The 13,620-nt window shown below is 57.7% G+C and carries 11 protein-coding genes; 5 read left to right on the plus strand and 6 right to left on the minus strand.

Translation table 11 applies throughout. From position 1 onward, the window contains the following. The first annotated feature begins 12 nt into the window (after window positions 1–12). Together recF and gyrB are read left to right on the plus strand one after the other, a co-directional pair. A complete protein-coding gene (gene recF, locus AC07VF_RS07770) occupies window positions 13–1,116 on the plus strand; it encodes a DNA replication/repair protein RecF (RefSeq protein WP_495008316.1) in 1,104 nt (367 codons plus the stop codon). 4 nt (window positions 1,117–1,120) lie between these two features. After that, window positions 1,121–3,538: a DNA topoisomerase (ATP-hydrolyzing) subunit B gene (gene gyrB / locus AC07VF_RS07775; RefSeq protein WP_192174394.1), complete on the plus strand. Its 2,418-nt coding sequence runs from the start codon at window positions 1,121–1,123 to the stop codon at window positions 3,536–3,538. Between the two features lie 65 nt (window positions 3,539–3,603). Here the strand turns inward: gyrB and AC07VF_RS07780 are convergent, their stop codons facing one another. Together AC07VF_RS07780 and AC07VF_RS07785 are read right to left on the minus strand one after the other, a co-directional pair. Next, window positions 3,604–4,752, minus strand: a complete 1,149-nt coding sequence (locus AC07VF_RS07780) for an acyltransferase family protein (RefSeq protein WP_495008315.1) — start codon at window positions 4,750–4,752, stop codon at window positions 3,604–3,606. A gap of 61 nt (window positions 4,753–4,813) precedes the next feature. Further along, window positions 4,814–5,956: an acyltransferase family protein gene (locus AC07VF_RS07785; RefSeq protein ID WP_495008314.1), complete on the minus strand. Its 1,143-nt coding sequence runs from the start codon at window positions 5,954–5,956 to the stop codon at window positions 4,814–4,816. Between the two features lie 314 nt (window positions 5,957–6,270). Here AC07VF_RS07785 and AC07VF_RS07790 point away from each other — a divergent pair, with 314 nt between their 5' ends. Further along, on the plus strand, window positions 6,271–7,458 hold the full coding sequence (locus AC07VF_RS07790; protein WP_197984121.1) for an MFS transporter: 1,188 nt from the start codon (window positions 6,271–6,273) through the stop codon (window positions 7,456–7,458). A 182-nt stretch (window positions 7,459–7,640) separates the two neighbouring features. On the opposite strand, the gene AC07VF_RS07795 is transcribed toward AC07VF_RS07790, so the two are convergent. From AC07VF_RS07795 to glyQ, 4 genes are read right to left on the minus strand one after another with little or no spacing between them, the layout of a single operon-like run. Continuing rightward, window positions 7,641–8,411, minus strand: a complete 771-nt coding sequence (locus AC07VF_RS07795; protein WP_192174398.1) for a lysophospholipid acyltransferase family protein — start codon at window positions 8,409–8,411, stop codon at window positions 7,641–7,643. 57 nt (window positions 8,412–8,468) lie between these two features. Beyond that, complete coding sequence (gene gmhB / locus AC07VF_RS07800; RefSeq protein ID WP_495008313.1) at window positions 8,469–9,026, minus strand: D-glycero-beta-D-manno-heptose 1,7-bisphosphate 7-phosphatase; 558 nt, start codon at window positions 9,024–9,026, stop codon at window positions 8,469–8,471. A gap of 11 nt (window positions 9,027–9,037) precedes the next feature. Next, window positions 9,038–11,092, minus strand: coding sequence for a glycine--tRNA ligase subunit beta (gene glyS / locus AC07VF_RS07805; protein WP_495008312.1), 2,055 nt, complete (start codon window positions 11,090–11,092; stop codon window positions 9,038–9,040). Then, the gene (gene glyQ, locus AC07VF_RS07810; protein ID WP_065988033.1) at window positions 11,089–12,036 is read right to left on the minus strand and encodes a glycine--tRNA ligase subunit alpha; all 948 of its coding nucleotides are present in this window, start codon (window positions 12,034–12,036) and stop codon (window positions 11,089–11,091) included. The genes glyS and glyQ overlap by 4 nt, the downstream gene beginning before the upstream one ends. An 82-nt stretch (window positions 12,037–12,118) precedes the next feature. On the opposite strand from glyQ, the gene AC07VF_RS07815 reads away from it, so the two are divergent. Both AC07VF_RS07815 and AC07VF_RS07820 read left to right on the plus strand, forming a co-directional pair. After that, the gene (locus AC07VF_RS07815) at window positions 12,119–12,691 is read left to right on the plus strand and encodes a DNA-3-methyladenine glycosylase I (protein WP_346627343.1); all 573 of its coding nucleotides are present in this window, start codon (window positions 12,119–12,121) and stop codon (window positions 12,689–12,691) included. 39 nt (window positions 12,692–12,730) lie between these two features. Then, complete coding sequence (locus tag AC07VF_RS07820; RefSeq protein ID WP_282365452.1) at window positions 12,731–13,618, plus strand: lysophospholipid acyltransferase; 888 nt, start codon at window positions 12,731–12,733, stop codon at window positions 13,616–13,618. Window positions 13,619–13,620 lie beyond the last annotated feature (2 nt).

Here is a 13,620-nt window from a genome sequence, read left to right on the forward strand (position 1 = left end):
AGCAGTTGATTAATGTCTCTTAGCCGCGTCTCGGTCACCGGGGTGCGCAATCTGCACCCGGTGACCTTCTCCCCTTCTCCCCGCATTAACATCTTGTACGGCGCTAACGGCAGTGGGAAAACCAGTGTCCTGGAAGCCATCTATCTACTCGGTTTGGCGCGCTCCTTCCGCAGCGTTCGGCTGCAACCGGTCATTCAATACGAACAACCTGCATGCACGGTCTTTGGCCAGGTTGAACTCGCTGAAGGTGGCCACAGTAGTCTTGGCGTCTCACGTGACCGCCAGGGGGATTTTCAGATTCGCATCGATGGTCAGAATGCGAAAAGTGCCGCGCAACTCGCCGAGACGTTGCCACTGCAGCTGATCAATCCCGACAGCTTCCGGCTGCTTGAAGGTGCTCCCAAGATCCGGCGTCAGTTTCTGGATTGGGGAGTGTTCCACGTGGAACCTCGTTTTATGTCGACTTGGCAGCGGCTTCAGAAGGCCCTCAGGCAGCGGAACTCGTGGCTTCGCCATGGTACACTTGACGCCGCTTCACAGGCCGCATGGGACCGTGAGCTCTGCCTTGCGAGCGATGAAATTGACGAGTTTCGGCGCGCCTATATCAAGGCGCTGAAGCCGGTGTTCGAGCAAACCCTGAGTGAGCTTGTTCAGATCGATGGGCTGACGCTTAGTTATTATCGAGGATGGGACAAGGAAAAAAACCTGAGTGACGTACTCGCGTCCTCCCTCTACCGTGATCAGCAGATGGGTCACACCCAGGCAGGGCCTCAACGCGCAGATTTACGGCTGCGACTCGGCGGTCACAACGCGGCGGACATTCTTTCTCGCGGGCAACAGAAACTCGTGGTCTGCGCCCTCCGCATTGCTCAGGGACATTTAGTCAGTACGGCCCGTCGTGGCCAATGTGTTTACCTCGTCGACGATCTGCCATCAGAGCTCGATGAGAATCACCGCAGTGCGCTATGTCGCCTGTTGGAAGAATTACGCTGCCAGGTATTCATCACCTGCGTAGATCATGAATTGTTGAGGGAAGGCTGGCAGAGGGAAACGCCAGTTGCTTTGTTCCACGTGGAACACGGCAATATCACCCAGACCCACGACCACCGGGAGTGAAGGCATGAGCGAAAACCAAACGTACGACTCGACCAGTATCAAAGTGCTGAAAGGGCTCGATGCCGTACGCAAACGTCCTGGTATGTATATCGGCGACACAGACGACGGCAGCGGCCTGCACCATATGGTGTTCGAGGTTGTGGACAACTCGATCGACGAGGCGTTGGCCGGTCACTGTGACGACATCAGCATCATCATTCATCCGGATGAGTCGATTACTGTTCGCGACAACGGTCGTGGCATTCCGGTTGATGTGCACAAAGAAGAAGGCGTGTCCGCTGCCGAAGTCATCATGACTGTGTTGCACGCAGGCGGTAAGTTTGACGATAACTCCTACAAGGTATCCGGCGGTCTGCACGGTGTGGGCGTGTCAGTCGTCAACGCGCTGTCCGAGGTTTTGAATCTCACCGTTCGCCGTAGTGGAAAAGTCTGGGAACAGACGTACGTACACGGTGTTCCACAAGAGCCGATGCAAATCGTTGGCGAAAGTGACACCACTGGAACAGAGATCCACTTCAAGCCTTCCTCTGAAACCTTCAAGAACATTCACTTCAGCTGGGACATTTTGGCCAAGCGGATTCGTGAGCTGTCTTTCCTGAACTCCGGCGTGGGTATCGTTCTTAAAGACGAGCGTAGCGGCAAGGAAGAACTGTTCAAATATGAAGGTGGTCTGCGGGCATTCGTTGAATACCTGAACACCAACAAGACGCCTGTGAACCAGGTCTTTCACTTCAACATCCAGCGTGAAGACGGCATCGGCGTAGAGATTGCTCTGCAGTGGAATGACAGCTTCAACGAAAACCTGCTGTGCTTCACCAACAACATTCCGCAGCGCGACGGCGGTACCCACCTCGTGGGTTTCCGTTCTGCCCTGACGCGTAACCTGAACAACTACATCGAGCAGGAAGGTCTGGCGAAGAAGCACAAAGTCGCCACCACCGGCGACGATGCGCGTGAAGGCCTGACGGCGATCATCTCCGTCAAAGTCCCTGATCCAAAGTTCAGCTCGCAGACGAAAGACAAGCTGGTGTCTTCGGAAGTGAAGACCGCGGTTGAACAGGAGATGGGCAAATACTTCTCTGATTTCCTGCTCGAGAACCCGAACGAAGCGAAAGCCGTCGTCGGCAAGATGATCGACGCAGCACGTGCTCGTGAAGCTGCGCGTAAAGCCCGTGAGATGACTCGCCGCAAAGGTGCGCTGGATATTGCCGGCCTGCCCGGCAAACTGGCTGACTGCCAGGAAAAGGACCCTGCCCTTTCCGAACTGTATCTCGTGGAAGGTGACTCTGCTGGCGGCTCCGCCAAGCAGGGACGGAACCGTAAGACTCAGGCCATCCTGCCACTTAAGGGCAAGATCCTGAACGTGGAAAAGGCGCGCTTCGACAAGATGATCTCGTCCCAAGAAGTGGGCACGTTGATCACGGCACTGGGCTGCGGTATCGGCCGTGACGAATACAACATCGAGAAGCTGCGGTACCACAACATCATCATCATGACCGATGCCGACGTCGACGGTTCGCACATCCGTACCCTGTTGCTGACCTTCTTCTTCCGTCAATTGCCGGAACTGGTTGAGCGTGGCTACATCTACATTGCCCAGCCGCCGCTGTACAAGGTGAAGAAAGGCAAGCAAGAGCAGTACATCAAAGACGACGAGGCCATGGAAGAGTACATGACCCAGTCGGCCCTTGAAGATGCGAGCCTGCACCTGAACGAATCAGCCCCTGGCATTTCCGGTGCAGCACTGGAGAAACTGGTTCACGATTTCCGTATGGTCATGAAGACATTGAAACGTCTGTCCCGCCTGTACCCGCAAGAACTGACCGAGCACTTCGTCTATCTGCCGGCTGTGCCAATGGAGCAGTTGTCGGATCACGCAGCCATGCAAGACTGGCTGGCGAAGTTCGATGAACGTTTGCGTGTGGGTGAGAAATCCGGCCTGGTCTACAAAGCCAGCTTGCGCGAAGACCGCGAGCGTAACGTGTGGCTGCCAGAGGTCGAGCTGATCTCCCATGGTCTGTCCAACTACGTGACGTTCAACCGCGATTTCTTTGGTAGCAATGACTACAAAACAGTCACTGCGCTGGGTGCTCAGATCAGCACGCTGCTGGAAGAAGGCGCTTACGTCCAACGTGGCGAGCGCAAGAAAGCGGTCACCGAGTTCAAGGAAGCGCTGGCCTGGCTAATGGCAGAGAGCACCAAGCGCCACACCATCCAGCGCTACAAAGGTCTCGGTGAAATGAACCCGGATCAGTTGTGGGAAACCACGATGGACCCAAGCGTGCGGCGCATGCTCAAAGTGACGATCGAAGACGCCATCGGCGCTGATCAGATCTTCAACACCCTGATGGGTGATGCAGTAGAACCACGCCGCGACTTCATTGAAGCCAACGCCCTGGCGGTGTCGAACCTGGATTTCTAAGGTCTAGCCGCTGAGAAAAGAGCCCCAACGATGCGAATCGATTGGGGCTTTTTTTGTCTAGAGTTTCAGCTCACGGTCTTCACTGGACTAATCGGCGAGGTGGGCCGCCCTCTCCTGCTCAAGCGTTTGCCCCATTCGATACCGCGCTGTTCAATGAGGCGGTAGCTGACCGCAGATATGCCCACGATGATGATTAACAGGCCAAGCAGCAGGAAGTTATCAGCCATTGCGTTATTGAATGAAAGCATCGGGCCTGGCGAGGTACTGGCGTAAGTGACGATGGCGTGGCCTGTGATCTTCCCCACCAGCAGCATAGCTAGGGTGAAGGCGAACAGGACCATCGCATGGGTCATGTAGATCGAGTAGGACAGCACGCCCAGCTTCTCGAACGGGCGAGCTTTCAGCAAGGTCGAGATCACCCCTCCCTCGAAGGAGAAAATCAACATGACCGCGCAGAACACCAGCATCAGACCGATCTGTTTGTGATCGATGTTACTCACCAGCACACTCACTGTAAGGCAAATCCCGACTACTTCCAGGCCAGTGTGCAGCCAGCGCGAAATGCTCTTGGTGTTGATAACCTGATAGAGGTGATAGGTCATCACCCCTGCAAAGAAACAGGACAGTCCCTGCAATGCGGGCTCCATCGGAGAGGCAAGTCCCAAGGACAAACAGACCACAGCTACCAACGAGATCATCAGAAATATCAGCGTGGCAAGGCGTGGCGTACACATGAGTATCCCCGCGAAGATCATGTAGATGTAGTACTCGACACTGATGCTCCACGCCGGAAAGTTGAATGACTGCGGATTGAATCCCGGCCACCACGATTGCAACAGAAGCAGGTTGGGGATGATTTCCTGGGGCGCGCGCTGTCCGGTGAAGCTCGGCTGATTGAACGCTATGCCAGCATGCTCTGCGGCCAGCTTCACCACCTCCAATGCGATGGCGAGCACGAGCACAAAGACGTGCAGGGGGTACAGTCGGAAGGTGCGGGTGATAAAGAACTGCCTGAACTGGTCCGTCGTTGCGAGCCGCTGTCCGTAGGTGTGGACCATGACGAATCCGCTCAGGACAAAGAAAAAGCTCACCAGGTAATGAGCATTCCTGAAGAACGCCCACTCGCCGAAGCTCTGTGGAATGTGGATGTGATAGACCGCAACGCTGAGCGCGCAGATGCCCCTAAAGCCGTCCAGCACTTGAAACCTCTTCATCCCCAACTCCCTGTTGAATCGATACTGGATGCGTTACTCGGCGCTTTCGGTACGCAGGTCGTTATGCAGTGCGCTTCCCGGTCCTCGCCCAGCGGGTTTTCAAGGTGTCCATTCCACTACCCAGAACCGTAGTCAGCCCACGGCGCCAGGCCATAGCTGGCTTCTCGATGAAATGCCAGGAGAACACCGCTGCCACTAACGCAAGCGGGAACGCGAGAAACATCATGCTGGCGGGGCCGATACCTTTGAGCAGGTGGGCGAGGATTTCCTGAATCGGGAAGGCATAGATATAAACGCCGTATGAGTAATCACCCAGCTGGTTGTAACGGTCGACCACGGGGTGGGTTGCAAACCCGAGGTAGAAAATCAGATACGTCCACGCCACGGTAAAGCACTCGAAGAAATACGGCGTGTGCCATGTGCAGGCGGCTAATACGGCAGAAGGCAGGAAGCCGATAAATCGATGCGCGATGTGATGACGATATCGATAGAAGGACATGCCCAGCACAAACGGTAAACTCCACCTGAAGAAAAACTCGGCACGGTGGAAGTCATTGAGCAGAGCGCTGCTCAACATCAAGCATTTGAAGGCGACGTACAGCGCCGCGTAACACAGTAGAAAGCCGGCGAACTTACGCCCTTCGCTGAAAAAGGCTAATGCGCCAAGCGCGCCGACCAGAATGTAGAGAGCGACCTCATAGAAGAGCGTCCACAGTGACCCATTGATGCCGGGCCAAGGGGTATTCTCGAACACGCCCGGGAGCTGGAATTTCATGCTGAAGAGCGTCAAATTGTGGGTCAGATAACCGTATGTTTCACCTGACCGGAAATATTCCGACGCACTCAGTGTCGTAAACAACGGCCCGATCAGAAACGCGCTGAGCAGCAGCACGAGTGTCAGACCAGGGTAGATGCGCAGAAACCGAGCAGTGAAGAAATCCACCGTACTGCCGGCGCGATCACGGCTAAGCGAGATAAAAAAGCCGGAGACGCAGAAGAATGTGATTACTGCCAGTTCCCCGAGGGAAAGGCCAATCCAGTCCGAGAGCGGCTCGACCGCATCATGGCCGAGTGCGAGAGGGTAACTGTGGGAGATCAGTACCGCAGTGGCGGCAAGCATTCTGATCAGGTTGAAGTTGTTGTTTCGTCTGGACGCCAGGTCACCCAACGTATTCATACTGCCTCCGCGCGCGATCAGGGTCATGTTGGTTCGATCCATTCACCGCTGTGACCCTCACGCTGTCGGAGACGCGCGATATCGCGAGGGTTGGAAATGGTGTTGAGCGTGAACGATACACTGGGCGTGGCGCGCGTCTAATTGGCATCCCTAATCGGGACGCGGATTACCTGCATGGCCTGTCAGCCAATAATTTGGCCCTGAAACTCGAACGATAGTTTTTATTGGGCAGGACTGTGTCACTGTGCCTCGATTGGGCGATGACAGCGGCGAAAACTCAAATAAACCGTCGAATGACCCGTTGCATCAGGACAGATGTAAGACCAAGGAGCCTCAGTTATATGTCGATTCGCAAATACCAGAGAGTGCTGGCCATCCCACGAGTGCTGCCCGCGACATTGTTCATGTTCGTTGCGGGTTTGCCGCTGACCATCATGGGGCTCACGCTGAGCCTGCATGTACTCAACGAAATGGGCGGTAGTTATTTTGATGCGGGCGTGGTGGGGACAGCGACCGCCCTCGGGTTTGCGGTGGGCTCTCCCCTCCTCGGCCGGATGATTGACCGTCATGGCCTGCGCCCGGTAGTGGCCGTGTGCGGGACGCTGTCGACCCTCGCCTGGGTGTTGCTACCGATGGTGAGTTACTGGCTCTATGTCTTTCTGGCTTTTGTTGCCGGTCTCTTTACCGTGCCAACGGGCTCGCTCGCCAGGCAGTTCATCGCCAGTCTGGTGCCGGAGGATCAGCGCCGGCCTGCGTATTCTCTCAACATGATGCTTATGGAACTCTCATTCGTCATTGGGCCGGCGAGCGGCATTTTGCTCATCACCACGTATTCGGCGACGGCCACGCTGGCGGGCATCGGCCTCTGGCGGGCGCTCTCCTATGTCGTGCTCTATGTGTTGAACTGGCCGACGCGCAATGTTGACGAAGTCGCCGCAAATCCTGATCGCGTCCGACCCAAACTCCGCACATGGATGAGCGGCCGTCTGCTGGCCGTGATGTTTGTCAGTGCGGGTGCGTTGTTCGTGCTCTACGGCACCGAGCTGGCACTGATCGCTGTGCTGCGCGCCAGTGACCAGCTTGCCTTCACTGGGTATGTCATCGCCGCCATGTCCATCGCGTCCATTGTGGGTGGATACGTTCATGGGATTGTCCACAGGTCGTGGTCGCAGATGAAACTCGCCTTGGCAATGAGCCTGCTGCTGCTGCCCGTAGTGTTTTTTGATGACGTCTGGTGGTGGCTGATGCTCGCGCTGCTGCCCACCAATCTGTTGTGCACGCCGACGCTGGCCGCAGGCTCGGAAGCGGTTGCCAAGCTAGCGCCTTCCAGCGTGAGAGGTGAAGTAATGGGGCTGCACGATTCGGCGTACCGAATAGGCCAGACGCTTTCGGCGCCAATTGTAGGATTCGCCATCGACAGTGTTTCTCCCGCCATGGGATTTGTCGCAGCGGCGTGTGGAGGGATTGTGCTGGTGGGTCTAGGAGCGCTCTGCAATCTGCGGATATCAGCGCCGGCCAGAGCGGCTTGATTCACAGATCGGTCTCGGCCGCACAGGCTCAAGACCGGTCTTTTCAGGTCATCGGCAGACGATGAGAAAAAACTTATGCACGTATCGGCGTTTTAAGCGCTCGAAGAAATAAGCATTAAAATTAATGAGTTAGCAGTGAATTTCTCGAATTTCTACTTATTCGTGCACAGGTTATCCACAATTCACGCCGGTGATTTCTCGGGCGCAGGCGCAGGCATTGCGGGCGATCCCAAATCACGCTGGGTTTGCTCGTTCCAGGCCGAGACGCGATCGTTCAGCGCAGCGATTGCGCGAGGGCCAGTGCCCTCTGCGTACATCGGTTTGCCAATCACGACTTCGATGGTCCCCGGCTTTTTACCCCAGCCCTCTTTAGGCCAATAGCGGCCGGCATTGTGGGAGATGGGCAGGACGGGCAAGTCCGCGTTAACCGCCAGTGCCGATCCGCTGCGCGAGAACTTTCCGATCTGGCCGTACGGCACGCGTGTGCCTTCAGGGAAGATCAGCACCCAGACGCGATCTTTGAGCAACTCATCGCCTTTCTTCGCCACGACCTTCAGCGCCGCTTTGGGGTTATTGCGATCAATGGCGATGGGACGCAGCATCGCCATCGCCCAGCCGAAGAAAGGCACGTACAACAACTCCCGCTTGAGCACTTGGCTCAACGGCTGAAAGTGGGCCGAGAGAAAAAACGTTTCCCACGTGCTCTGGTGATTGGAGACGATCACGCACGGCGTCTCGGGAATGTTTTCCTGGCCGGTAACATTGACCTTGATGTTGAGGAACACGCGGGTCAGCCACAAGGCGCAGCGGCACCAGTACACATTGATGAAGCGATAACGAAGACGGAACGGCAGGAAAGGTGCAATAAAGAAACTCAGCGAACACCACAGCAGGGCGGTAGTGCCCAGCAGCAGGTAAAAGAAGAAAATCCTGATGGCCTGCACAATCGACATAGCTGCTTTTACCGTTACGGGGCAATTGCCCGAATTGAGCGAGCCGTTGAATAGCCGTTAGCCGTTCAACGGGGCGCTGTTGTGGATTAGTTCTGCGGCAACCGCCGCCAGATCATCGAAAACCAACGTGCCTGCGGGCAATGCACCGCTTCGCGTCTTCTGACCTTTACCGGTCATGACCAGAACAGGTTGTGAGTCGACGGCCACCGCCGCCTCCAGGTCACCCTTGCTGTCGCCCACAAACCACACGCCGCGTAAGTCGACGGCGTAATGGCGGGCAATAGTCTTCAGCATGCCCGGTTTTGGCTTGCGGCAATCGCAGCCGGCGTCCGGGCCGTGGGGGCAATAAACAATCAGTCCGACCTCACCACCCTCCTCCGCCACGAGTTCACGCAAGCGTGCGTGCATGGCATCAAGGGTGGCGAGATCGTAGTAACCGCGAGCAATGCCGGACTGGTTGGTAGCCACTGCCACCGTCCAGCCGGCTTTGCTCAGTTGCGCAATGGCCTCGATGGAGCCGGGAATCGGAACCCACTCGTCCACCGACTTGATGTAGGCGTCGGAGTCTTGGTTGATCACCCCGTCCCGATCGAGAATCAGCAACTTCACTGGCATGCGCTCCGCTGTCAGCCCAACAAGGAGATGTCGGCAACGCCGAGGAACAGATTGCGCAGACGTGCGAGCAAGGCATAACGGTTAGCCCGCACGCTGGCGTCTTCCGCGTTGACCATGACCGCCTCGAAAAACGCATCCACAGGCTCGCGAAGTGCCGCAAGACGCGTCAGCGCTTCGTTGTACTGACGGCTGGCGGACATCGGCGCGACGGCCTGATCTGCCTGCTGAATCGCCGAGTACAGCGAGAACTCGTTGGCGTTATCGAAGTACTTCGGCTCGACGGTCTGGGCGATGTTGCCATCTGCCTTGCTCAGCAGATTGGAAACCCGCTTGTTCACGGCGGCCAATGCTGCAGCCTCAGGCAATTTGCGGAAGGCCTGAACAGCCTGAACACGTTGATCGAAGTCCAGCGCCGAAGCGGGCTGCAAAGCGCGCACCGACAGGTAGACAGAAACGTCGACGCCTTCGTCTTCATAGCGCGCGCGCAGACGATCGAAGATGAATTCGAGAACCTGCTCTGGCAGACCAGCAGGCTTGATCTTCACACCGAACTGAGCGACGGCGAACTGTACGGTTTTGACCAGATCCAGATCCAGTTTCTTCTCGATCAGGATGCGCAGGATGCCCAGCGCGGCCCGACGCAAAGCGTAGGGGTCTTTGCTACCGGTCGGCAGCATGCCGATGCCGAAGATGCCCACGAGTGTGTCGAGCTTGTCGGCAATGGCAACAGCGGCGCCAGTCAGAGTGCCCGGCAATTCAGCACCAGCGCCACGTGGCATGTACTGTTCGTTCAACGCCAGCGCAACGTCTTCGGGTTCGCCGTCGGCCAAGGCGTAGTAGTAGCCTGCAACGCCCTGCATCTCGGGAAACTCGCCAACCATTTCGGTCGCCAGGTCGCACTTGGAGAGCAGGCCTGCACGCGCGGCGCGCTGAGCATCGCCGCCAATGCGGGGCGCGATGAACGCAGCGAGCTTGGAAACGCGCTCGGCCTTGTCGAACACCGTGCCCAGTTGCGCCTGGAACACCACGTTCTGCAGGCGCTGGTTGAATGTCTCCAGCTTCTGCTTCTTGTCCTGCTTAAAGAAGAACTCAGCGTCGGTCAGACGCGGGCGGACGACTTTCTCGTTACCGTGGACGATCTGGGAAGGGTCCTTGCTGTCGATGTTCGCGACAGTAATGAAGCGCGGCAGCAGCTTGCCGTCGGCATCCAGCAGGCAGAAGTACTTCTGGTTGTCCTGCATCGTGGTGATAAGGGCTTCCTGCGGCACTTGAAGGAAACGCTCCTCGAACGAGCACACCAGCGGCACGGGCCACTCGACCAGCGCAGTCACTTCATCGAGCAATGCTGGCGGCACGATGGCGGTGCCTTCGTGTTGCGTGGCGAGCTCTTCAACGCGCTTGCTGATCAGCTGACGACGCTCGTTGAAGTCCGCGAGCACGTAGGCCGCGCGCAAGTCGCTGGCGTAGTTGGCCGGCGAGGTAATGCGCACGCTGTCCGGATGATGGAAGCGATGGCCACGGGATTCACGGCCGGACGTCTGGGCAAGAAGGGTGCAATCGACGACTTGATCGCCAAACAGCATGACCAGCCACTGGGTCGGACGTACGAACTCTTCCTTGCGCGCGCCCCAGCGCATGCGCTTCGGAATCGGCAGGTCGTTGAGCGAATCTTCGACGATGGTCGGCAGCAGGCTCAACGTTGGCTTGCCAGGGATGCTCTGGCTGTAACGCAGCTTCGGGCCGCTCTGGTCGATCTCACTCAGGTCGACGCCGCACTTCTTGGCGAAGCCCAAGGCAGCCTGGGTCGGATTGCCCTCGGCATCAAACGCGGCCTGGCGTGGCGGGCCGTCCAGATTGACGCTGCGATCCGGCTGCTCGGTGGCGAGCTGAGTAATCAGCACGGCCAGACGACGTGGCGCGGCATAAACCTGCTTGGCGCTGTAGGTCAGACCGGCAGCCTGCAGGCCTTTTTCGATACCGGCCATAAACGCATCGGCCAGGGTATTCAATGCTTTGGGTGGCAGTTCTTCAGTGCCCAGTTCAACCAGAAAATCTTGAGCACTCATTGCGCAGCCTCCAGCTTGGCCAACACTTCATCGCGGATATCGGGCGCGGCCATCGGGAAGCCGAGCTTGGCCCGGGCCATCAGGTACGCCTGGGCCACGGAGCGAGCCAGGGTGCGGACGCGCAGAATGTACTGCTGACGCGCCGTCACGGAAATCGCGCGACGGGCATCCAGCAAGTTAAAGGTGTGAGAGGCCTTGAGGACCATTTCGTAGCTCGGCAATGGCAGCTCGACTTCGATCAGGCGCACGGCTTCGCTTTCATAGAAATCGAACAGCTCGAACAGCTTGTCGACGTTGGCGTGCTCGAAGTTATAGGTCGATTGCTCCACTTCGTTCTGATGGAACACATCGCCGTAGGTGACTTTGCCGAACGGGCCGTCAGTCCAGACCAGGTCGTAGACCGACTCGACGCCTTGCAGGTACATCGCCAGACGCTCGAGGCCGTAGGTGATTTCGCCGGTGACCGGGTAACACTCGATGCCGCCGACTTGTTGGAAATAGGTGAATTGCGACACTTCCATGCCGTTCAGCCAGATCTCCCAGCCCAGGCCCCAGGCGCCGAGGGTCGGAGATTCCCAGTTGTCTTCGACAAAGCGGACGTCGTGCACGAGCGGGTCGAGGCCCACGTGCTTCAGGGAGCCGAGGTACAGCTCTTGGAAATTGTCCGGGTTGGGCTTGAGGACGACCTGGAATTGATAGTAGTGCTGCAGGCGATTCGGGTTCTCGCCATAACGGCCATCGGTAGGACGACGGCTTGGTTGTACGTAGGCGGCGTTCCAGGTTTCCGGGCCGATGGCGCGCAGAAACGTAGCGGTGTGGAAAGTGCCGGCGCCCACTTCCATATCGTAGGGCTGAAGTACCACACAACCTTGCTCAGCCCAGTATTGCTGGAGGGCGAGGATCAAGTCTTGGAAGGTACGCACGGCTGGCGTAGGCTGGCTCACGAAATTCACCTGTACTGGGGGGCTGCGATTTAAAGAGCGGGAGTATACCCGATTCGGCCGCGCCTCCACCCTTGGGAGCCCTATGCCACGCTGCTTTTGGTGCAACGAAGATCCGCTTTACATGGACTACCACGATCAAGAGTGGGGTGTGCCGTTGCGCGATGCGCAGATGCTGTTCGAGTTCCTGTTGCTCGAAGGGTTCCAGGCCGGGCTGTCGTGGATCACCATCCTGAAAAAGCGTGAGCGCTACCGCGAGGTGATGTTCGGCTTCGACGTCCAGCGCATCGCCGCGATGACCGATGCGGAAATCGAAGTCCTGATGCTGGAGCCCGGCATTGTGCGCAACCGTCTCAAGCTCAACGCCGCGCGCAAGAACGCTCTGGCCTGGTTGCGGCTCGAGGATCCGGTCGCGTTTGTCTGGTCGTTTGTGGGTGGCGAGCCGAAGGTCAATCACTTCAAGGATCGCAGCGAGGTTCCGGCCATTACGCCTGAGGCCGAAGCGATGAGCAAAGCGCTGAAGAAAGCCGGCTTCACCTTCGTCGGCCCGACCATCTGTTATGCCTACATGCAGGCCACCGGCATGGTGATGGACCATACGGTTGATTGCGACCGATACGCCGAGCTGGTGGGTGATGTAGATAATCGGCTCCCATGAATGGTTACAATGGCCGCCTCATGTATTCGGGAGTGATCTGTGGATAAGTTCAAAGGCGCCTTGATGGTTGGGGCACTGCGTCTGTTTGCCCTGTTGCCGTGGCGCGCAGTGCAATGGGTCGGCACCTGCATTGGCTGGCTGATGTGGAAGTTGCCTAACCGGTCTCGCGACGTCGCGCGCATCAACCTGTCCAAGTGCTTCCCTGAACTTAGCCCTGAAGAACTCGAAGCACTGGTCGGCCGCAGTCTGATGGACATCGGCAAGACCCTGACCGAAAGCGCCTGCGCGTGGATCTGGCCGGCGCAGAAGTCGATCAATCTGGTTCGCGAAGTCGAAGGGCTTCAGGTGTTGAAAGACGCTTTGGCGTCGGGGAAGGGCGTCGTCGGTATTACCAGCCATCTCGGCAACTGGGAAGTGCTCAACCACTTCTACTGCAGCCAGTGCAAACCGATCATTTTCTACCGGCCACCCAAGCTCAAGGCCGTGGACGATCTGCTGCGCAAGCAGCGCGTACAGTTGGGGAACCGCGTCGCAGCGTCCACCAAGGAAGGCATTCTCAGCGTCATCAAGGAAGTGCGCAAAGGTGGCTCGGTCGGCATTCCGGCGGACCCGGAACCCGCTGAGTCAGCAGGCGTCTTCGTGCCCTTCTGCGGGACGATGGCGCTGACCAGCAAGTTCGTCCCGAACATGCTGGCGGGCGGCAAAGCGGTGGGCGTGTTTCTTCACGCGATGCGTCTGGAGGATGGCTCTGGTTACAAAGTCGTACTCGAAGCCGCGCCGGACGACATGTACAGCACCGATACCGCTACGTCGGCAGCTGCCATGAGCAAGGTGGTTGAGAAGTACGTGCGGGCCTATCCAAGCCAATACATGTGGACCATGAAGCGCTTCAAGAAACGCCCCGAGGGCGAGAAGCGCTGGTATTGAGC

This window comes from Pseudomonas sp. GW821-FHT02H06, from assembly GCF_059421525.1.

Excerpts from the sequence above, each read along its gene's own strand:
- recF (WP_495008316.1), top strand. The coding sequence starts at position 13 with ATGTCTCTTAGCCGCGTCTCGGTCACCGGGGTGCGCAATCTGCACCCG.
- gyrB (WP_192174394.1), top strand. The coding sequence starts at position 1,121 with ATGAGCGAAAACCAAACGTACGACTCGACCAGTATCAAAGTGCTGAAA.
- AC07VF_RS07780 (WP_495008315.1), bottom strand. The coding sequence starts at position 4,752 with ATGAAGAGGTTTCAAGTGCTGGACGGCTTTAGGGGCATCTGCGCGCTC.
- AC07VF_RS07785 (WP_495008314.1), bottom strand. The coding sequence starts at position 5,956 with ATGACCCTGATCGCGCGCGGAGGCAGTATGAATACGTTGGGTGACCTG.
- AC07VF_RS07790 (WP_197984121.1), top strand. The coding sequence starts at position 6,271 with ATGTCGATTCGCAAATACCAGAGAGTGCTGGCCATCCCACGAGTGCTG.
- AC07VF_RS07795 (WP_192174398.1), bottom strand. The coding sequence starts at position 8,411 with ATGTCGATTGTGCAGGCCATCAGGATTTTCTTCTTTTACCTGCTGCTG.
- gmhB (WP_495008313.1), bottom strand. The coding sequence starts at position 9,026 with ATGCCAGTGAAGTTGCTGATTCTCGATCGGGACGGGGTGATCAACCAA.
- glyS (WP_495008312.1), bottom strand. The coding sequence starts at position 11,092 with ATGAGTGCTCAAGATTTTCTGGTTGAACTGGGCACTGAAGAACTGCCA.
- AC07VF_RS07815 (WP_346627343.1), top strand. The coding sequence starts at position 12,119 with ATGCCACGCTGCTTTTGGTGCAACGAAGATCCGCTTTACATGGACTAC.